The sequence below is a fragment of the Corallococcus sp. 4LFB genome, from assembly GCF_046520365.1.
GTDB lineage: Bacteria > Myxococcota > Myxococcia > Myxococcales > Myxococcaceae > Corallococcus > Corallococcus caeni.
This window is the reverse complement of the sequence record NZ_JBKGHJ010000135.1, coordinates 1-17,748: the sequence shown is the minus strand read 5'-3', so window position 1 is coordinate 17,748 and position 17,748 is coordinate 1. Positions and strand designations below refer to the sequence as shown.

The 17,748-nt window shown below is 66.2% G+C and carries 31 protein-coding genes and 1 pseudogene; 31 read left to right on the top strand and 1 reads right to left on the bottom strand.

Annotated features, from left to right (window positions below; genetic code table 11):
* The 31 genes and pseudogenes from ACLEQD_RS16830 to rplQ all read left to right on the top strand — a co-directional run.
* Positions 1-113 (top strand): hypothetical protein (locus ACLEQD_RS16830; protein ID WP_410383528.1); only part of this gene is annotated, 113 nt, incomplete at its 5' end.
* A 195-nt stretch (positions 114-308) separates the two neighbouring features.
* The gene (rpsJ, locus tag ACLEQD_RS16825; protein WP_002633608.1) at positions 309-617 is read left to right on the top strand and encodes a 30S ribosomal protein S10; all 309 of its coding nucleotides are present in this window, start codon (positions 309-311) and stop codon (positions 615-617) included.
* Between the two features lie 51 nt (positions 618-668).
* Complete coding sequence (gene rplD / locus ACLEQD_RS16820; RefSeq protein WP_120523549.1) at positions 669-1,292, top strand: 50S ribosomal protein L4; 624 nt, start codon at positions 669-671, stop codon at positions 1,290-1,292.
* Positions 1,289-1,582: a 50S ribosomal protein L23 gene (locus ACLEQD_RS16815; RefSeq protein WP_120523548.1), complete on the top strand. Its 294-nt coding sequence runs from the start codon at positions 1,289-1,291 to the stop codon at positions 1,580-1,582. Before rplD ends, ACLEQD_RS16815 begins: the two co-directional genes overlap by 4 nt.
* A 38-nt stretch (positions 1,583-1,620) precedes the next feature.
* Complete coding sequence (gene rplB / locus ACLEQD_RS16810; RefSeq protein WP_410385200.1) at positions 1,621-2,466, top strand: 50S ribosomal protein L2; 846 nt, start codon at positions 1,621-1,623, stop codon at positions 2,464-2,466.
* A 13-nt stretch (positions 2,467-2,479) separates the two neighbouring features.
* Positions 2,480-2,767 (top strand): 30S ribosomal protein S19, encoded by a 288-nt coding sequence (gene rpsS, locus ACLEQD_RS16805; RefSeq protein ID WP_014395864.1) that lies wholly within the window; start codon positions 2,480-2,482, stop codon positions 2,765-2,767.
* A gap of 35 nt (positions 2,768-2,802) precedes the next feature.
* Positions 2,803-3,147 (top strand): 50S ribosomal protein L22, encoded by a 345-nt coding sequence (gene rplV, locus ACLEQD_RS16800; protein WP_014395865.1) that lies wholly within the window; start codon positions 2,803-2,805, stop codon positions 3,145-3,147.
* A gap of 41 nt (positions 3,148-3,188) precedes the next feature.
* Positions 3,189-3,851: a 30S ribosomal protein S3 gene (gene rpsC / locus ACLEQD_RS16795; protein WP_120523546.1), complete on the top strand. Its 663-nt coding sequence runs from the start codon at positions 3,189-3,191 to the stop codon at positions 3,849-3,851.
* Positions 3,852-3,915: 64 nt separating this feature from the next.
* Positions 3,916-4,335, top strand: coding sequence for a 50S ribosomal protein L16 (gene rplP / locus ACLEQD_RS16790; protein WP_014395867.1), 420 nt, complete (start codon positions 3,916-3,918; stop codon positions 4,333-4,335).
* Positions 4,336-4,409: 74 nt separating this feature from the next.
* Positions 4,410-4,616: a 50S ribosomal protein L29 gene (rpmC, locus tag ACLEQD_RS16785; RefSeq protein ID WP_120523545.1), complete on the top strand. Its 207-nt coding sequence runs from the start codon at positions 4,410-4,412 to the stop codon at positions 4,614-4,616.
* 95 nt (positions 4,617-4,711) lie between these two features.
* Positions 4,712-5,026, top strand: a complete 315-nt coding sequence (rpsQ, locus tag ACLEQD_RS16780; protein ID WP_120532364.1) for a 30S ribosomal protein S17 — start codon at positions 4,712-4,714, stop codon at positions 5,024-5,026.
* Between the two features lie 65 nt (positions 5,027-5,091).
* Positions 5,092-5,460, top strand: coding sequence for a 50S ribosomal protein L14 (gene rplN, locus ACLEQD_RS16775; protein ID WP_014395870.1), 369 nt, complete (start codon positions 5,092-5,094; stop codon positions 5,458-5,460).
* Positions 5,461-5,502: 42 nt separating this feature from the next.
* Positions 5,503-5,832 (top strand): 50S ribosomal protein L24, encoded by a 330-nt coding sequence (gene rplX, locus ACLEQD_RS16770; protein ID WP_120523543.1) that lies wholly within the window; start codon positions 5,503-5,505, stop codon positions 5,830-5,832.
* A gap of 176 nt (positions 5,833-6,008) precedes the next feature.
* On the top strand, positions 6,009-6,662 hold the full coding sequence (gene rplE, locus ACLEQD_RS16765; protein ID WP_410385196.1) for a 50S ribosomal protein L5: 654 nt from the start codon (positions 6,009-6,011) through the stop codon (positions 6,660-6,662).
* Between the two features lie 26 nt (positions 6,663-6,688).
* The gene (locus tag ACLEQD_RS16760) at positions 6,689-6,874 is read left to right on the top strand and encodes a type Z 30S ribosomal protein S14 (RefSeq protein ID WP_120523541.1); all 186 of its coding nucleotides are present in this window, start codon (positions 6,689-6,691) and stop codon (positions 6,872-6,874) included.
* Between the two features lie 169 nt (positions 6,875-7,043).
* The gene (gene rpsH / locus ACLEQD_RS16755) at positions 7,044-7,442 is read left to right on the top strand and encodes a 30S ribosomal protein S8 (protein ID WP_171417740.1); all 399 of its coding nucleotides are present in this window, start codon (positions 7,044-7,046) and stop codon (positions 7,440-7,442) included.
* A 64-nt stretch (positions 7,443-7,506) separates the two neighbouring features.
* The gene (rplF, locus tag ACLEQD_RS16750) at positions 7,507-8,073 is read left to right on the top strand and encodes a 50S ribosomal protein L6 (RefSeq protein ID WP_410385193.1); all 567 of its coding nucleotides are present in this window, start codon (positions 7,507-7,509) and stop codon (positions 8,071-8,073) included.
* A gap of 108 nt (positions 8,074-8,181) precedes the next feature.
* Positions 8,182-8,538 (top strand): 50S ribosomal protein L18, encoded by a 357-nt coding sequence (gene rplR / locus ACLEQD_RS16745; protein WP_143905919.1) that lies wholly within the window; start codon positions 8,182-8,184, stop codon positions 8,536-8,538.
* 22 nt (positions 8,539-8,560) lie between these two features.
* Positions 8,561-9,082: a 30S ribosomal protein S5 gene (gene rpsE, locus ACLEQD_RS16740; RefSeq protein WP_171417744.1), complete on the top strand. Its 522-nt coding sequence runs from the start codon at positions 8,561-8,563 to the stop codon at positions 9,080-9,082.
* Positions 9,083-9,084: 2 nt separating this feature from the next.
* A complete protein-coding gene (gene rpmD, locus ACLEQD_RS16735; protein ID WP_120523537.1) occupies positions 9,085-9,354 on the top strand; it encodes a 50S ribosomal protein L30 in 270 nt (89 codons plus the stop codon).
* A 16-nt stretch (positions 9,355-9,370) separates the two neighbouring features.
* A complete protein-coding gene (gene rplO, locus ACLEQD_RS16730) occupies positions 9,371-9,898 on the top strand; it encodes a 50S ribosomal protein L15 (RefSeq protein WP_410385191.1) in 528 nt (175 codons plus the stop codon).
* 131 nt (positions 9,899-10,029) lie between these two features.
* Positions 10,030-11,375 (top strand): annotated as a pseudogene (secY, locus tag ACLEQD_RS16725) (preprotein translocase subunit SecY).
* An 89-nt stretch (positions 11,376-11,464) separates the two neighbouring features.
* On the top strand, positions 11,465-12,115 hold the full coding sequence (locus tag ACLEQD_RS16720; RefSeq protein WP_410385189.1) for an adenylate kinase: 651 nt from the start codon (positions 11,465-11,467) through the stop codon (positions 12,113-12,115).
* A gap of 95 nt (positions 12,116-12,210) precedes the next feature.
* Complete coding sequence (gene map / locus ACLEQD_RS16715) at positions 12,211-12,990, top strand: type I methionyl aminopeptidase (RefSeq protein WP_410385187.1); 780 nt, start codon at positions 12,211-12,213, stop codon at positions 12,988-12,990.
* A gap of 129 nt (positions 12,991-13,119) precedes the next feature.
* Complete coding sequence (gene infA / locus ACLEQD_RS16710; protein WP_002614803.1) at positions 13,120-13,338, top strand: translation initiation factor IF-1; 219 nt, start codon at positions 13,120-13,122, stop codon at positions 13,336-13,338.
* Between the two features lie 67 nt (positions 13,339-13,405).
* Positions 13,406-13,522, top strand: a complete 117-nt coding sequence (rpmJ, locus tag ACLEQD_RS16705; RefSeq protein WP_002633586.1) for a 50S ribosomal protein L36 — start codon at positions 13,406-13,408, stop codon at positions 13,520-13,522.
* A 55-nt stretch (positions 13,523-13,577) separates the two neighbouring features.
* The gene (gene rpsM, locus ACLEQD_RS16700; RefSeq protein ID WP_410385184.1) at positions 13,578-13,961 is read left to right on the top strand and encodes a 30S ribosomal protein S13; all 384 of its coding nucleotides are present in this window, start codon (positions 13,578-13,580) and stop codon (positions 13,959-13,961) included.
* 75 nt (positions 13,962-14,036) lie between these two features.
* Positions 14,037-14,477: a 30S ribosomal protein S11 gene (gene rpsK, locus ACLEQD_RS16695; protein ID WP_014395884.1), complete on the top strand. Its 441-nt coding sequence runs from the start codon at positions 14,037-14,039 to the stop codon at positions 14,475-14,477.
* A gap of 69 nt (positions 14,478-14,546) precedes the next feature.
* On the top strand, positions 14,547-15,173 hold the full coding sequence (gene rpsD / locus ACLEQD_RS16690) for a 30S ribosomal protein S4 (protein WP_120523530.1): 627 nt from the start codon (positions 14,547-14,549) through the stop codon (positions 15,171-15,173).
* A gap of 218 nt (positions 15,174-15,391) precedes the next feature.
* Positions 15,392-16,414, top strand: a complete 1,023-nt coding sequence (locus ACLEQD_RS16685) for a DNA-directed RNA polymerase subunit alpha (protein ID WP_120523529.1) — start codon at positions 15,392-15,394, stop codon at positions 16,412-16,414.
* Between the two features lie 191 nt (positions 16,415-16,605).
* The gene (gene rplQ / locus ACLEQD_RS16680; protein ID WP_120567144.1) at positions 16,606-17,025 is read left to right on the top strand and encodes a 50S ribosomal protein L17; all 420 of its coding nucleotides are present in this window, start codon (positions 16,606-16,608) and stop codon (positions 17,023-17,025) included.
* Between the two features lie 121 nt (positions 17,026-17,146).
* On the opposite strand, the gene ACLEQD_RS16675 is transcribed toward rplQ, so the two are convergent.
* Positions 17,147-17,748: hypothetical protein (locus ACLEQD_RS16675; RefSeq protein ID WP_410385181.1), on the bottom strand; the 602-nt coding region annotated here is incomplete at its 5' end.

Below are 17,748 nucleotides of genomic sequence, written 5' to 3'. Positions count from 1 at the left end.
CCATCGAGGTGGAGCTCATCACCCCGGTCGCGATGGAGAAGGAGCTCCGGTTCGCGGTTCGTGAAGGCGGCCGCACGGTGGGCGCGGGCGTCGTGGCGGAAATCATCGCGTAGCACTCAGCCCACCAGCCCTCCGGATGGCCCCTCGTGGGCGCTTCCGGAGAGCCGGTGGAAATCCAGTTGCAACCCATGGGGTGTGGTGGTACACACCGCGCCCCTTCGTTCCGAAGAAACGGTTCTCTGAAATCCAGGCGTTGACGGGCGTACCGCCTCACGGTTCCCAGAGGTCGTTCAAAGAGGTTCTTGCGAATGGCGACACAGAAGATCCGCATCCGGCTGAAGGCGTACGACTCGAAGCTCCTGGACCAGAGTGCTGGGGAGATTGTCGAGACGGCCAAGCGCACGGGCGCCAAGGTGGCCGGTCCGATCCCCCTGCCGACGCGCATCAACAAGTTCACCGTGTTGCGTTCGCCGCACGTGGACAAGAAGAGCCGCGAGCAGTTCGAGATCCGCACGCACAAGCGCCTGCTCGATATCCTCGAGCCGACCCAGCAGACGCTGGACGCGCTGATGAAGCTGGATCTGTCTGCCGGCGTTGACGTCGAGATCAAGTCCTAGGAAGCGGGATGGCGTCGGAGTGGTTTCACTCTGACCCCCGAGGAAAGTGCCATGGCGAAGTTTGACGTAGTCGACCTGGATTTGAAGAAGGTGTCGGAGATCGAGCTCTCCGACGAGATCTTCGGCGCCGAGCCGAACACCCACCTGTTCTACGAGGTGGCGAAGATGCAGCAGATCAACCGGCGCCGCGGCACGGTCGGGGTGAAGAACACCTCGCTGGTCAGCGGCGGCGGCAAGAAGCCCTGGAAGCAGAAGGGCACCGGCCGCGCCCGTCAGGGCTCGATCCGCGCCTCCCACTGGGTGGGCGGCGGCAAGGCGATGGCCCCCAAGGCCCGCGACTACTTCTACCGGCCGCCCCGCAAGGTCCGCCGCGGTGCCCTGCGCGCCGTGCTGTCCCTGCGCGCCCGGGAGAAGCAGCTCATCATCCTGGACGGCTTCAAGCTGGACGCCCCGAAGTCGAAGCAGGCCTTCGAGGTGCTCACGCGCCGCATGAAGCTCCAGAACGCGCTGGTCATCGACGAGCGCGGCAACACCAACCTGCACCGCAGCGTGCGCAACCTGGCGAAGTTCGACGTGCTGCCGCCCGAGGGTCTCAACCTCGAGTCCGTGCTCAAGCACTCGCACATCGTCCTGACTTCCGCCGCCGCGAAGGCGCTCGAGGGGTCCCTGTCATGAACCTGAACGACGTCATCAAGGGCCCGCTCATCACGGAGAAGCTGGACAAGGCCCGGGAGAAGTTCCGCCAGTACTCGTTCATCGTGGACCGCAAGGCCACGAAGCACGACGTGTCCCGCGCGGTCCAGTCCCTGTTCAAGGTCACGGTGGAGGGTGTTCGCACCAACATCGTGCGTGGCAAGACGAAGCGGGTGGGCAAGAGCATCGGCCAGCGCCCCAACTTCAAGAAGGCGGTCGTCACCCTGAAGGAGGGTGACAAGATCGAACTCTTCGAAGGGGGAGCGGTCTGACGCCACTGGCGTCCAGATCCGCCTGAGAGGAACACACCATGGGCATCAAGAAGTACAAGCCGACAAGCGCCGCCCGCCGTCTGATGACGGTGTCCGACTTCGCGGACATCACCAAGGACTCGCCGGAGAAGGCTCTCACCGAGCCCATCAAGCGCTCCGGTGGCCGCAACGTCCACGGCCACATCACCCGTCGCCACCAGGGTGGCGGTCACAAGCGCCGCTACCGCGTCATCGACTTCAAGCGTCGTGACAAGGACGGCGTGCCGGCCAAGGTCGTCGCGGTCGAGTACGACCCGAACCGCACCGCCAACATCGCCCTCCTGCACTACGCGGATGGCGACAAGCGCTACATCCTGGCCCCCGTGGGCCTGAGCGTGGGCGACACCGTGTTCGCCGGCTCCGCCGCCGACATCCGGCCCGGCAACAGCCTGCCGCTGCAGAACATCCCGGTGGGTACGGTCATCCACAACGTGGAGCTGAAGCCGGGCCGTGGCGCCCAGGTCATCCGCTCCGCTGGCACCTCCGGCCAGCTGATGGCGAAGGAGGAGCGCTACGCCCAGGTCCGTATGCCCTCGGGCGCCGTGCGCAAGGTGCTCATCGAGTGCCGCGCCACCGTGGGCCAGGTGGGCAACATCGAGCACGAAATCATCCGCATCGGCAAGGCGGGCAAGAGCCGCTGGCTGGGCATCCGTCCCACCGTCCGCGGTCTGGCGATGAACCCTGTCGACCACCCGCACGGTGGTGGCGAGGGTAAGTCCGGCCAGGGTAACCCGCATCCGGTGTCTCCGTGGGGCAAGAAGACCAAGGGCCTCACCACGCGCACCAACAAGCGCACCGACAAGTTCATCGTGAGCGGCCGCCGCCAGGGCGCGCGCAGCCAGTAAGAGGATTTGAAACATGGCTCGTTCGATCAAGAAGGGTCCGTTCGTTGACGATCACCTCCTCAAGAAGATCGAGGGGATGATCGCCGCGAACAAGAAGGCGGTCGTCAAGACCTGGTCCCGGCGCTCCACGATTCTCCCTGAGTTCGTGGGTCACACCTTCGCCGTTCACAACGGCAAGAAGTTCATTCCGGTGTTCGTCACGGAGAACATGGTGGGCCACAAGCTCGGCGAGTTCGCTCCTACGCGCACCTTCGGTGGGCACTCGGCGGAGAAGAAGGTCGCCAAGGCCCCGGGCAAGTAGCCCGTTCGCACGCCTGAGAGCCTGAGGAGATGACCATGGAGTCGACTGCACATCTGCGTCACCTGCGCATGAGCCCGCGCAAGCTGTCCCTCGTCGCGGCGCTCATCCGGGGCAAGCCTGTTGAGGCCGCCCTGAACATCCTGAAGTTCACCCCGCGCGCCGCCGCGCGGCCGGTGGAGAAGCTCATCAAGAGCGCCGTCGCCAACGCGACGGACCTGTCCAAGGGTCAGGTCGACGTGGATACGCTCTACGTCAAGACCATCTCCGTGGACCAGGCCGCCACCCAGCGCCGGTTCATGCCGCGCGCCATGGGGCGCGCGACGCCCATCCAGAAGAAGTCTGCCCACGTCCACGTCGTGCTGGCCGAGGCCAAGAAGTAGGACCCGTCGGGCCCCGCCCGGACGCACCAAGGAGATTCAGTTTGGGACAGAAAGTACATCCGATCGGGTTCCGGCTCGGCGTCATCAAGACCTGGGACTCCAAGTGGTTCGAGCACAAGAACTACGCCCAGTGGCTCCACGAGGACATCCGCATCCGCGAGTTCGTGAAGAAGTCGCTGAACCACGCGGGCGTGTCCAAGGTGGAGATTGAGCGCGCCGCCAACAAGGTGAAGGTCAACGTCCACACCGCTCGGCCGGGTATCGTCATCGGCAAGCGCGGCGCTGGCATCGAGACCGTCAAGAAGGACCTCCAGCAGTTCACCAAGAACGAGGTCTTCCTGAACATCGTCGAGGTCCGCAAGGCCGAGACCGACGCGCAGCTCGTGGCGGAGAACATCGCCACGCAGCTCGAGCGCCGCATCGCCTTCCGCCGCGCCATGAAGAAGGCGCTGCAGACCGCGATGAAGTTCGGGGCCAAGGGCATCCGCGTCGCCTGCTCGGGCCGCCTGGGTGGCGCCGAGATGGCCCGCTACGAGTGGTACCGCGAGGGCCGCGTGCCCCTGCACACCCTCCGCGCGGACATCGACTTCGGCTTCGCCGAGGCCAAGACGACCTACGGCAAGATTGGCTGCAAGGTCTGGATCTGCAAGGGCGAGGTCCTCCCCGGCAAGGGCGGCCAGGCCCCCATGCCCACCAACCGGTAAGACGCCCCCTGCGGGGCGGGTTTAAGAGACCCGCCCTGCACGGAAGGCACGAAGGACATCGACCATGCTTCAGCCTGCTCGAACCAAATACCGCAAGATGCAGAAGGGCCGCATGTTCGGCTCGGCCCACCGCGGCAGCGACCTCACCTACGGTGAGTTCGGCCTGGTGAGCCTCCAGCCGGGCTGGATCACCTCGCGCCAGATCGAGGCGGCCCGTATCGCGATGACCCGCCACGTGAAGCGCGGCGGCAAGATCTGGATCCGGATCTTCCCGGACAAGCCCATCACGAAGAAGCCCGCCGAAACCCGTATGGGTACCGGTAAGGGTGGCGTGGAGTACTACGTCGCGGTCGTCAAGCCGGGACGCGTCCTCTACGAGATGGAGGGCATGACGCAGGAGATCGCCACCGGTGCGCTGAAGCTGGCGCAGGCGAAGCTGCCGGTGCTCACCAAGATCGTGCGCCGCAGCGAGCTCTCGCTGTAGTCACGCACCGCCGGGACGGGCGCTCCACCTGGTGACAGGGGAGGGCGTCCGCATCCCGCGCCGAGGAGACCAAGATGGCGACTGCGAAGGAACTGAAGGACCTGTCGACGGACGACCTGCAGAACCGCGCGAAGGAACTGCGCGACACGCTGGTCCAGGATCGGCTCAAGCGTCGGACCGGCTCGCTGGACAGCCCCGCTGAGGGCGTGCAGCACCGCCGTGATCTGGCCCGCATCCTCACCGTCCTGGGCCAGAAGGCCCGGGCCGCGAAGGCGGGGTAGTAGTAGCAGTGCATCCGCGGGCATCCGGGCTCACCCGGGTGTCCGTGGCCATCCGGGCAGAGGGCCCGGGTGCATGACAGACAGTGAGAACCAACATGGCTGAAGCGACCGAAACGCCCGCTGCCGAGACCTCCACCCGGGGTCGTCCCAAGACCCGCGTGGGCATCGTCACCTCCAACAAGATGCAGAAGACGGTGGTCGTCACCGTCCAGCGTCGTGCTCCCCACCCGAAGTACGGGAAGATCATGAGCCTGCGCGAGAAGTACAAGGCGCACGTCGAGGATCACGACTACCCGAAGAAGATCACCATCAACGAGGGTGACCGGGTGCGCATCGCCGAGACCAAGCCCGCATCGAAGGACAAGCGTTGGCGCGTGGTCGAGGTGTTGGAGAAGAGCAAGAACGTCTAGGTAGGCCACACCGCGTCCGTGCGCCATGAAGCGCGTGGACGGGTTCGAGCAAGAGGAGACTTCACATGATTCAGATGCAGAGTGTGCTCGATGTGGCCGACAACTCGGGCGCCAAGAAGGTGTTTTGCATCAAGGTTCTCGGCGGCTCCAAGCGCAAGTATGCCTCCATCGGCGACGTGATTGTCGTGTCGATCCGCGAGGCCCTGCCCAACTCCAAGGTGAAGAAGGGTGACGTCGCGAAGGCCGTCATCGTCCGCACCCGTCGCGAGGTGGGTCGTGCGGATGGCAGCTACATCAAGTTCGACGGCAACTCGGCGGTCCTCATCAACAAGGACCTGGAGCCCATCGGGACGCGCATCTTTGGGCCGGTCGCCCGTGAGCTGCGTGCCCGCAAGTTCATGAAGATCATCTCGCTGGCGCCCGAGGTCCTCTAAGAGGACGCAGGCCTGACGGCGAACAGCCAGAGTGAGGAAGCCATGCAGAAGCTGAAAGTCGGTGACACCATCCAGGTCATCTCCGGGTCTGAGCGCTCGGAGAAGACGCCGGCGACCAAGCGCGGCAAGGTGCTGAAGGTCGACCGGGAGGCGGGCCGCGTGACGGTCGAAGGCCTGCGCCTGGTCAAGCGCCACATGCGCAAGACGCCGCAGAGCCCCGAGGGCGGCATCATCGAGAAGCCGGGCACCATCGCGCTCTCGAACGTCCAGGTGGTCTGCGCCAAGTGCGACAAGCCGACCCGCGTCGGCATCCGCAAGGAGGGGGAGTCCTCCAAGCGGTTCTGCAAGCAGTGTGACGCCCTGATTGACTAGGGGTCGGTGTTCGGGCATGTATGCGCGCCCCTTGCCCCACCTCGTGGTGGGGCAAGCGGGCGTGCACGTCCAGAGAGCTGGAATGGTCGAGTTCTCCGGGTGTTTCCACGTTCTAGACGCAGGACTGATCGGACGCGCTGGGTCCATGACGGCGCCCCGAAGCAGGGGAATGAAAGATGGCTGACGAGAAGAAGGCCGACTCGAAGGAAAAGAAGAGCAAGAAGCGCGGGAAAGAAGAAGCCAAGAAGGTCGGCTTCGCCGCGAACATCGAGGAGGGCCTGAAGGCCCGCTCGGCGCGGCTCAAGGACCGCTTCCGTTCGGAAGGCGTGCCCGCGCTGATGAAGGAGCTGGGGCTCGAGAACCCCATGGAAGTGCCGCGGCTGGAGAAGATCGTCGTCAACATGGGTCTGGGCGAGGCGCTCGCCAACAACAAGATCCTGGAGTCGGCGGTGGACCAGCTGGCCGCCATCACCGGTCAGAAGCCGGTCGTGACGCGCGCGCGCAAGTCCATCGCGAACTTCAAGCTGCGCCAGGGCCAGGCCATCGGTGCCGCCGTCACGCTGCGCGGCGACCGCATGTTCGAGTTCATGGACCGCCTCATCACCGTCGCGCTGCCGCGCGTGCGTGACTTCAAGGGCGTGTCCCCGAAGGCCTTCGACGGGAAGGGCAACTACACGCTCGGTGTCCGCGAGCAGATCATCTTCCCGGAAATCAACTACGATCAGATCGAGAAGGTGAAGGGGCTCAACATCAGCTTCGTCACCACCGCCCCGAACGACGAGCAGGGACTGGCGCTGATGCGTCACTTCGGCATGCCGTTCCGTCAGTAGGACCGAGCCCAGGACTCCCATCGATCATGGCCAAGCTCTCCAAGATTGCCCAGGCAAAGCGCAAGCTGAAGTTCCCCGTGCGTCAGTACAACCGCTGCCCGCTCTGCGGTCGTCCTCGCGCCTTCCTGCGCAAGTTCAAGATGTGCCGTATCTGCCTGCGTCACCGCGCCCTGCGCGGTGAAATCACTGGCGTCACCAAGTCGTCCTGGTAGGCGCTGGACCCCGGAAGCCGTCCCTGTCCTGAAGAGGGCAGGGCGCTCCCCGGTTGAAGTAGAAGGGAAGTGGCGGTCTCCGCGAACCCCCGGGATGGGCCCGGCAGGCGTGGTGGCTGCGAGCGCGGTGGGCTCCTGAAGGGGCTGCCGCTTAGCTTGAAGGTGCTTCATGCCGGTCAATGATCCCGTCGGCGACATGCTGACCCGCCTGCGCAACGCCTCGCGTGCGCGGCACGACAAGGTCGTCATTCCCCACTCGAAGCTCAAGGTGGAGATCGTCAAGGTCCTCAAGGACGAGGGCTACATCGGGGATTTCACCATCCACGAGGTCGCGCCGCAGAGCGAGATCACCGTCCAGCTGAAGTACGGCCCGGACCGCAGCCCGGCCATCACCGGCCTGCGCCGCGTGTCGAAGCCCGGCCTGCGCCGCTACGTCGCGGTGCGCGACATCCAGCCGGTGCTCGGCGGCATGGGCATCTCCATCCTCTCCACCTCGCGCGGCATCCTGGTGGACACCGAGGCCCGGAAGCAGAAGGTCGGCGGCGAACTGCTCTGCACGGTCTACTAGCCAGGAGCCTGGGTGAGGCGCCCCGCGAGGAGCGCGCCCCGGGCGACGACAGCACGAGGCAATCATGAGTCGGATTGGAAAACTGGCGATCAAGCTTGGCGACAAGACGAAGGTCAACATCGCCAACCAGCAGGTCAACTTTGACGGCCCCAAGGGCAAGCTGTCCGTCAAACTCCCCGCCAAGGTGAAGGTGGAGGTGAAGGACGGCCAGGTGACGGTGCAGCGCGAGGATGACTCGCGTGAAGCCCGCAGCCTGCACGGCCTGACCCGGACCATCCTCGCCAACGCGGCGAAGGGCGTCTCCACGGGCTTCGAGAAGCGCCTCGACATCCGCGGCGTCGGTTTCCGCGCGGAAGTGAAGGGCAAGGCCATCCACTTCTCGCTCGGCTACTCCCACCCGGTGGTGTTCAACCTGCCGGAGGGCGTGACGGCGGAAGTCGACAAGGTCTCCCGTACCGAGGACAGCCTTCCCACGGTGGGGCTCACGCTCCGCTCGGCGGACAAGGAAGTCCTGGGCGCCACGGCGGTCAACATCCGCTCGCTGCGTCCGCCGGAGCCCTACAAGGGCAAGGGCATCAAGTACGCCGAGGAGCGCATCCGTCGCAAGGAGGGCAAGACCGGTACGACCTAGTCGTCGCCGCGTCTTCGCCGAGCATTCAACCCCGCCGGGCCTTGAAGCCTGGCGGAATCATCCGGCGGCGGAAGGCCGCATCGCCGCCGGACGGAAAAGGAAGCAGCCATGTCCAAGACTGTCGATCAGCGCCTCAAGAGGAAGAACCGCATCCGCAAGAAGCTCTCGGGTACCACCGAGCGCCCGCGGCTGACGGTGTACAAGAGCCTCAAGCACATCTACGCGCAGGTGGTGGACGACTCCACCGGCCGCACGCTGGCGTATGCGTCGTCCCTGTCCAAGGAGCTGAAGGGCAAGGACGAAGGCGACAAGAAGGCCGACGCGAAGCGCGTGGGCTCCCTCATCGCGGAGAAGTGCAAGGCCGCCAACGTCGATGCGGTGGTGTTCGACCGCAACGGCTTCCCCTACCATGGGCGCATCGCTGCCGTGGCCGACGCCGCGCGCGAAGCCGGCCTGAAGTTCTAGGTACCAGAAAGGAATTCCTCAAGTGGCAACTCCGATCAATCCGAACGATCTGGACCTGACCGACCGCGTGGTGAACATCAACCGCGTGGCCAAGGTGGTGAAGGGTGGCCGCCGTTTCTCGTTCGCCGCGCTCGTCGTGGTGGGCGATGGCAACGGGCACGTGGGCGTGGGCCTGGGCAAGGCCAACGAAGTCCCCGAGGCCATCCGCAAGGGCGGCGAGAACGCGAAGAAGAACCTGTTCCGCGTTCCTCGCATGGGTCACACCATCCCGCACGAGATCCTGGGGCACTTCGGTGCCGGCTGGGTGCTCCTGAAGCCGGCCTCCGAAGGTACGGGCGTCATCGCCGGTGGCGCGGTGCGCGCGGTGCTGGAGGCGGCGGGCATCCGCAACATCCTGACCAAGAGCCAGGGTTCGCGGAATCCGCACAACGTGCTGAAGGCCACGGTCGCTGGCCTGAAGCTGCTGCGCAGCGCGGAGCAGGTCGCGCGCCTGCGTGGCAAGGACGTCGAGTCGCAGAAGCTCGCGGGCGAGGCGAGGGGCTAGCCATGGCGCTCAAGGTAAAGCTGACGAAGAGCTACTCGGGTTCTTCCGAGGACATGCTGGCCACCATCAAGGGCCTCGGTCTGAAGAAGTTCGGCGACGAGCGGCTGTTGAAGGACACCCCGGCGGTGCGCGGTATGGTGTTCAAGGTGAAGCACCTGGTCTCCCTGGAGACGGTCAGCCAGGAGGCTCCGGCGCCCAAGCGCCGCAAGCCCCGGAAGATTGTCGCCCGGGACCGCGCCCTGGAGCGCCTGGCCGCCAAGGCCAAGGCCTGAGAACTGAGGATCCATCATGAGCATCCTGACCAATCTGAAGCGCCCTGAGGGCTCCTGGCACCGCAAGAAGCGCGTGGGCCGTGGCCAGGGTAGCGGCCTGGGCAAGACGGCCGGCCGTGGCGGCAAGGGCCAGAAGGCCCGCTCCGGCAACATGCGGTTCGAGGGCTTCGAAGGCGGCCAGAGCCCGCTGCAGCGCCGCCTGCCGAAGTTCGGCTTCAACCCGCCCAACCGCACCATCTACGCGGTGGTGAACCTGGGCGACCTGGAGCACGTGTTCGACGCGGGCGCCACGGTGGACGAGGCCGCGCTGAAGCAGGCGGGCCTGGTCAAGGGCCGTTATGACGGCGTGAAGGTCCTGGCCCATGGCGAGCTCGCCAAGAAGCTGACCGTTCGCGTGAACAAGGTGTCCGCGGCGGCTCGCGAGAACATCGAGAAGGCGGGCGGCTCCGTGGAAGAGCTCCCGCTGGTGGCGCACAAGCCTGAGTCGGCCTCCAAGGCCCACGCCGGCAAGGGCGTCAAGGCTCCTCGCCAGCCCCGGGCGTAGGCGTGACCGGCGCGCATCACGCTGATGTGGTGCGCGCTCCCAGCCTTGTGTAGGCTTCCGCGCCCCTTTCCGGAACCGGAGAGGGGCGTTTGTTGTTGCTGGCAGAACCTCTTGAAGAGGATGGCATTACCGTGGCCCTGAACGCCCTCGCCAACGTCTTCCGCATCGCGGAGCTGCGCAGCCGGCTTGCGTACACGCTCGTGCTGCTGTCCGTCTACCGCATCGGCATCTTCATCAACACGCCGGGCGTGGACCGCTCCGCGATGAACGCGTTCATGGACGCCCAGAAGCAATCGGGCGGCCTCGTGTCGCTGTTCAACCTCTTCTCCGGCGGCGCGCTGGAGCAGATGTCCATCTTCGGTCTGGGCATCATGCCGTACGTGAGCGCCTCCATCATCATCCAGCTCCTGGCGGTGGTGGTGCCCAGCCTGGAGCGCCTGCAGAAGGAAGGCGCCGCGGGCCGCCAGAAGATCAACCAGTACACGCGCTACGGCAGCATCGCGCTGTCCATCGTGCAGGGCGTGGGCATCTCTCGGTGGCTGGCCTCGCTGGGCCGCTCCGACGCGGGCCAGGCCGGCTTCAACCAGGTGGTGGTGCCCAACGACAACCTCTGGTTCACCTTTATGACGGTGGTGAGCCTCACGGCGGGTACGGCCTTCATCATGTGGCTGGGCGAGCGCATCACCGAGCGCGGCATCGGCAATGGCATCTCGCTCATCATCTTCGCGGGCATCGTGGCGCGCGTGCTGCCGGCGCGAAGACGCTGCTGGACCTGACGGCGCAGGAAGTCGTGAACGTGGCCGCGGTGCTGGGCCTGCTCTTCTTCATGCTCCTCATCATCGGAGTGGTGGTCTACGTGGAGCGCGGCATGCGGCGCGTGCCCATCCAGTACGCCAAGCGCATGGCGGGTCGGCGCATGTTCGCGGGCCAGGCCACGTACTTCCCCATGAAGGTGAACGCCTCGGGCGTGATTCCCCCCATCTTCGCCGGCGCGGTGCTGTCCTTCCCGGCGACGCTGGGAGCGTGGTTCCCCTTCCTGCAGGGCTTCCAGCGCGCCATCGAGGGCAACCTCTGGGTCTACAACGGCCTGTTCGTGCTGCTGGTGGTGTTCTTCTCCTACTTCTACACGGCGCTCACGTTCCGGCCGGACGACGTGGCGGACAACATCAAGAAGCAGGGTGGCTACATCCCCGGCATCCGCCCGGGCCGTCAGACGGCGGAGTTCATCGAGCGGACGCTCAACCGCCTCACGTTCGGTGGCGCCATCTACCTGGCCGTCATCTGCGTGATTCCGTCCGTCATCAGCAGCGTGCTCGGGGTGCGTTTCACCTTCGGCGGCACGGCGCTCCTCATCGTCGTGGGCGTGGCGCTGGACACGGTGCAGCAGATTGAAGGGCACCTCATCAGCCGCAACTACGAAGGCTTCGCGGGTCCGCGCGGTCCGCGCATCCGTGGTCGGGTCCGCGTGGCGGCCTGACGTCGGTCGGTTGTGTTCCGGCGCCTCTCCCCAATGGTGGGGAGGGGCGCCTCGTCGTTCAAGGGTGGACGCTGGTGCAAAGGAGCGACATGAACCTCATCCTCTTGGGGCCGCCGAACGCCGGGAAGGGAACCCAGGCGAAGAAGCTCTACGCGGACTTCCAGATCCCGCAGATCTCCACCGGCGACATCCTGCGCAAGGCCGTGAAGGACGGCACGCCGCTGGGCAAGGTGGCCGGGCCGCTGATGGCCGCGGGGCAGTACGTGCCAGACGACGTCGTCATCGGCATCGTGGAGGAGCGGCTGAAGGAGCCGGACGTGGCCAAGGGCTTCGTGCTCGACGGCTTCCCGCGCACCCCGGGGCAGGCGGACGCGCTAGACCGGATGCTGGAGCGGCTCGGCAAGCAGCTGAACGCGGTGGTGTCGCTCGAGGTCCCGCACTCGACGCTGGTCGAGCGCGGCTCCGGGCGGCGCGTGTGCCCCAACGATGGGGCCGTCTACCACGTCACCCAGAGCCCGCCGAAGCGCGCCGGGCTCTGCGACAAGTGCAGCACGGAGCTCGTGCAGCGTCCGGATGACACGCCGGAGGTCATCGAGAAGCGCCTGCAGAAGTACGATGCCGAGACGTCCCCCCTGAAGAACTTCTACGCGAAGAAGGGGCTGCTCAAGAGCGTGGACGGCGTCGGGGCTCCGGAGGGCATCTACGAGGAGATCAAGAAGGCCGCCGGTCGCCCTGCCTGAGGCCGGGCAGCGGGGCGGGGGCAGGGCCGGTCCGGACTGCCGCCCCACCGCTCGTGGGTTCCGACAGAGCAGCAGCCCGGTAGGGAAAGGGGCGAATGAACCCGGTGGAACTCAAGAGCCCGGATGAGATTGCCCTGATGCGGGAAGCAGGGCGCATCGTCTGTGAAATCCTGGACGAGCTGGAGAAGGCGGTAGCGCCCGGGGTGTCCACCTGGGAGCTGGACGCCCTCGCGGAGAAGCTCATCGCCCAGAAGGGCGCCAGGCCGGCGTTCAAGGGCTACCATGGCTTCCCGGGTGTACTCTGCGCCTCCGTGAACCAGGAGGTGGTCCACGGTATCCCCAACCGGAAACGCCGGCTGGTGGCTGGAGACCTGATGAAGCTGGACTTCGGGGTGGTCTACCGGGGCTTCTTCGGGGACTCGGCGCGCACGGTGCCGGTGGGGAAGGTGACACCGGAGGCCCAGGCCCTGGTGGACACCACCCGGCAGTCCCTGGAGAAGGCCATCCAGGTGATGCAGCCGGGCAACCGCATCGGGGATATCGGCCACGCGGTGCAGCGCCACGTGGAGGCCCGGGGGTTCTCCGTGGTCCGGGACTTCACGGGGCATGGGATTGGCCGGAAGCTGCACGAGCCGCCCCAGGTGCCCAACTACGGGCAGGCGGGGGCGGGAATGAAGCTGCGGCCGGGCATGGTCCTGGCGGTGGAACCGATGGTGAACCAGGGAACGCCGGACGTGGAGGTCCTGGAGGACGAGTGGACGGCCGTCACCGTGGACGGCAAGTTGTCCGCCCACTTCGAGCACACCATCCTGATCTCGGAGCGAGGGCCGGAAGTGCTGACCCGGCGCTCATTAAGGGCCCTAGACCCGGGGTGAAATAGGGTGATGTCAGTCGGTGTTGATAGAGGTCCAGATTTCAGATCGCGCGGCGCTTGCTACTTACGGACCAAAGTGTTATCCCGCCGCGCTTCCAGAAGGTTCGTGGTCCGGGAAGAAGGTTGACGCTTGCCGAAGGATGATTCCATCGAAGTCGAGGGGACCGTCATGGAACCCCTACCGAACGCGATGTTCCGCGTGGTGCTGGACAACGGCCACAAGGTGCTCGCGCACATCTCGGGCAAGATGCGGATGCATTTCATCCGCATCCTCCCGGGCGACAAGGTGAAGGTCGAGTTGTCTCCGTATGACCTGACCCGCGGACGGATCACGTACCGGGCCAAGTAATTCGCGCCGGCCGCCTGTGCGGACCGGCTGTTGTGCTTTTCTCCGTTGAAGGAAGGAAGTTCGCTCCATGAAGGTTCGGGCGTCCGTCAAGAAGATCTGCGACAAGTGCAAGGTTGTCCGCCGCAAGGGCATCGTGCGCGTCATCTGCGCTTCCAACCCCCGGCACAAGCAGCGCCAGGGCTGAGCGTCCCCAGGGACGCTCAAGCCTCAGACCAACTCCACAACAAGGAAGACCGAAGATGGCTCGTATCGCCGGCATCGATCTGCCGCCCAACAAGCGCGCGGTGATCTCGCTCCAGTACATCTACGGGATCGGTAACAAGACCGCGCACGACATCATCGAGGCGGCGGGCATCGATCTCACCACCCGGACCAAGGACCTCACCGAGGACCAGGCTCGAAAGATCCGCGAGATCATCGAGACCAACTACAAGGTCGAGGGTGACCTCCGGCGCGAGGTGACCATGAACATCAAGCGGCTGATGGACCTGGGTTGCTACCGGGGTCTGCGTCACCGCAAGGGTCTTCCGGTCCGCGGCCAGCGCACCCACACCAACGCGCGCACCCGCAAGGGCCCGAAGCGCGGCATCGTTCGCGCGAAGCCGGCCGCTCCGGCCCGCTAAACCCTCTGGCGCCCGCAGCCTCACCCCGTGTGAGGCGCGGGCGTTGATCACCTACTCCCAGGAGCAGCGATTCACATGGCTGACGAGATCAATACCGCCGCGGCGCCGGCCGGTGCCGAGGGTGGCGAGACCCCTGCGGCGAAGAAGAGCAAGCGCAAGGGCAAGAAGAACATCCTCAACGGCGTGGTCCACATCCAGTCCACGTTCAACAACACCATCATCACGATCACGGACGTGTCCGGGAACGTGATCTCCTGGTCGTCGGCCGGGGCGCGCGGCTTCAAGGGCAGCCGCAAGTCCACGCCGTTCGCGGCGCAGGTCGCCGCCGGCGACGCCGCGGCGAAGGCGATGGAGCACGGCCTGAAGACCGTGACGGTGTTCGTGAAGGGCCCGGGCGCGGGCCGTGAGTCGGCGCTGCGCGCGCTGGCCGCCGCTGGCCTGAAGATCAGCCTCATCCGCGACGTGACGCCCATCCCGCACAACGGCTGCCGTCAGCCCAAGCGCCGCCGCGTCTAATCACCGCTTCGGGCCGGGGCTCGCGTCATGCGCGGGCCCGGCTCCAGACCATCTGCAAGGAGAGTTTCCGTGGCTCGTTACACCGCGAGCGCCTGCCGTATCTGCCGGCGCGAGAACCTGAAGATGTACCTCAAGGGCGACCGTTGCTACACGGACAAGTGCGCCATCGAGCGCCGCCCCTATCCCCCCGGTCAGCACGGCCAGGGCCGCGTGAAGTTCTCCGGCTACGGCGTGCAGCTGCGCGAGAAGCAGAAGGTCAAGCGCATGTACGGCCTGCTCGAGAACCAGTTCCGCGGGTACTACCACCGCGCGTCCGCGGCCAAGGGCAAGACGGGTGAGAACCTGCTGCAGCAGCTGGAGCTCCGCCTGGACAACGTGGTGTTCCGCATGGGCTTCGCGGACACGCGCAACGAGGCGCGCCAACTGGTGCGTCACGGTCACTTCCAGGTCAACGGCCGCCGGGTGAACATCCCGTCGTTCTCCGTGAAGCCGGGCAGCGCCGTGGAAGTGGTGGAGAAGAGCCGCAAGGTGCTCCGCATCTCCGAGGCGCTGGAGACGGTGGACCGCCGTGGCGTTCCCCAGTGGATCGACCTGGACAAGAAGGCGTTCAAGGGCACGGTCAAGACGGTCCCCAACCGCGAGGACCTGACCATGCCCATCCAGGAGCAGCTCATCGTCGAGTTGTACTCGAAGTAGTCCGGGGTGCCGGGCCCGCTTTTCCGGGCCCCTCCCGCAGTGGACGCCCTGGCCGACGAGGCCGGGGCGTCGTTGCTTTGTCGCCTGTCGTTTCATTGCCTGGAGGGCGCGTCCTGCGCGCGCTGGGCGAAGCTGTTACGCAGTCCCCCCGCGTGCCCGTCCTCCCGCCACTTTGGCGGGGATGTGGGTGATGGCGCACGTTCCGAGGAGCAGTCCCCATGGCGGATACGTTTGTTGCGAAGAACTGGCGCGACCTCATCAAGCCGCGCCGCATGGAAGTGGACCAGGACTCGCTGAGCCCCACGTACGGCAAGTTCGTGGCGGAGCCGCTCGAGCGCGGCTTCGGGACGACGCTGGGCAACTCGCTGCGGCGGGTGCTGCTGTCGTCGCTGCAGGGCGCGGCCATCACCTCCGTGAAGATTGAAGGCGTGGACCACGAGTTCACGACCATCCCCGAGGTGGCCGAGGACGTCACGGACGTCGTGTTGAACCTGAAGGAGGTCCTCCTCCGGATGCACACGAACGAGACGAAGACGCTGCGCATCGAGGTGGAAGGCCCCAAGGAAGTGAAGGCGGGCGACCTCATCGCGGACCAGGACGTGGAGATCCTCAACCCGGGTCACCACATCTGCACCGTGTCCGAGGGTGGCAAGGTGCGCATGGAGCTGACGTGCCGCCGGGGCCGGGGCTACGTGCCGGCGTCCACCAACAAGGTGGCGGGCGCGCCCATCGGGACCATCCCCATCGACTCGCTCTTCTCGCCCATCCGCAAGGTGAACTACCAGGTCACCAACGCGCGCGTCGGTCAGGTCACGGACTTCGACAAGCTGTCGCTCGAGGTCTGGACGGACGGCTCCGTGGTGCCGCAGGACGCGGTGGCGTACGCGGCGAAGATCATCAAGGAGCAGCTCACGGTGTTCGTGAACTTCGACGAGACCGAGGAGCCGGTCGTCGCCGAGGCGCCGAAGGAAGAGGCGAAGCTCAACGAGAACCTGTTCCGCTCGGTGGATGAGCTGGAGCTGTCGGTGCGTTCGGCCAACTGCCTGCAGCAGGCGAACATCAAGTCCATCGGTGACCTGGTCCAGCGCACCGAGGCGGAGATGCTCAAGACGAAGAACTTCGGCCGCAAGTCCTTGAAGGAGATCAAGGAGATCCTCGCGGAGATGGGTCTGTCGCTGGGCATGAAGCTGGAGAACTGGCCGCCGAAGAACGCGCCGGCTCCCGCGGCCCCCAAGGCCTGAAACGTCGTCGTTTTCCTGAAGCACCTGTCCCGCCTCCCACCGACACGGCATCAAGGTGGCGCGGGGCAGGGGGCCCTGGTACACAGGGCCCGATTCAACGGCGGCCCCCGGTGTCGGGGCCGTCCTTCCCACCCGGTACCTGATACGGCCGGAGTGGTGGGGTTCTCAAGAAGAGGCCCCGGAGCCCGCGCATGCGCCACAAGGTCGGACAAAGGAAGCTGCACCGCACCACGAGCCACCGTCTCGCGATGCTGAACAACATGGTCACGTCGCTCCTGGAGCACGGGGCCATCCGCACCACCGTTCCCAAGGCGAAGGAAGTCCGTCCGCTGGCCGAGCGCATCATCACGCTCGCCAAGCGCGGTGGCCTGTCCAACGTGCGTCTGGCTGCCCGCACCGTGAAGGACCGCACGGTCCTCCAGAAGGTGTTCAGCGAGTACAAGGAGCGTTACGCCTCCCGTCCGGGTGGCTACACCCGCATCGTGCGCCTGGGCTTCCGCCGGGGCGACGCCGCGGAGATGGCCCTCATCGAGCTGGTGGACCGTCCCGCGAAGGCTCCGGCCGCCGCCGAGACGACCGAGGCTCCCGCCGAGGCGAAGACCGAGGGTTGAGCCGTTCCCCGCGCCCGGGCCTCTGCTGTGAGTGAGGCCCGGCCGGACTGAAGAAGCACAAAGGGCGCCTTCCTGCTTCAGGAGGGCGCCCTTCGTGTTCCTGGAGGCTGCTCGCGGCGGACTACTGCTTCGGCGCGAGGAGGCGCTTCCACTCCTCCTGGAGGGAGGGCGTGAGGTCGGCGTTGTCGTCCGAGCTCTTCATCGTCAGCGCCTGGAAGCGGAGGTCCGCGGGCGCGGAGCCGCCGTTCTTTCCCAGCAGCTGCTTGGGCGTGATGGTGACGAAGTTGCCGGGCTGCACCTCCGCCACCACCGCCTTGTACTCGTTGTTCACGGTGATGATGACGTCGCGCCAGACGTCCTTGCTCTCGTTCCAGATGGTGACGGAGGGCCGGTCCAGCTTGTCGCTGAGCACCAGGCGCGCGTCCATGTCCCCCGTGTCCAGGGAGCTGCCCGGGCACGCGATGGCGAGGCTGGCGACGGACAGCGCCACCCAGGCCGCGACGATGCCGGCCCTGTACTTGAAGAAGCGGTCACTCGCGCGGAAGTCCGCGAACTGCTCCTTCAGGATGGAGAAGGCGTTGAGGAGGACGTTGGAGGTCTCCGCGGCGACGCGCTTGCCCAGCGGACCTTCCGTCCTGGGCTTCTCCAGCGGGGCCGTGCGGGCGGCGCTCACGGCGCGCATGCCGGGGCTGGTGGCCGCGCGGGGCTGGGTGCCGGGATTGG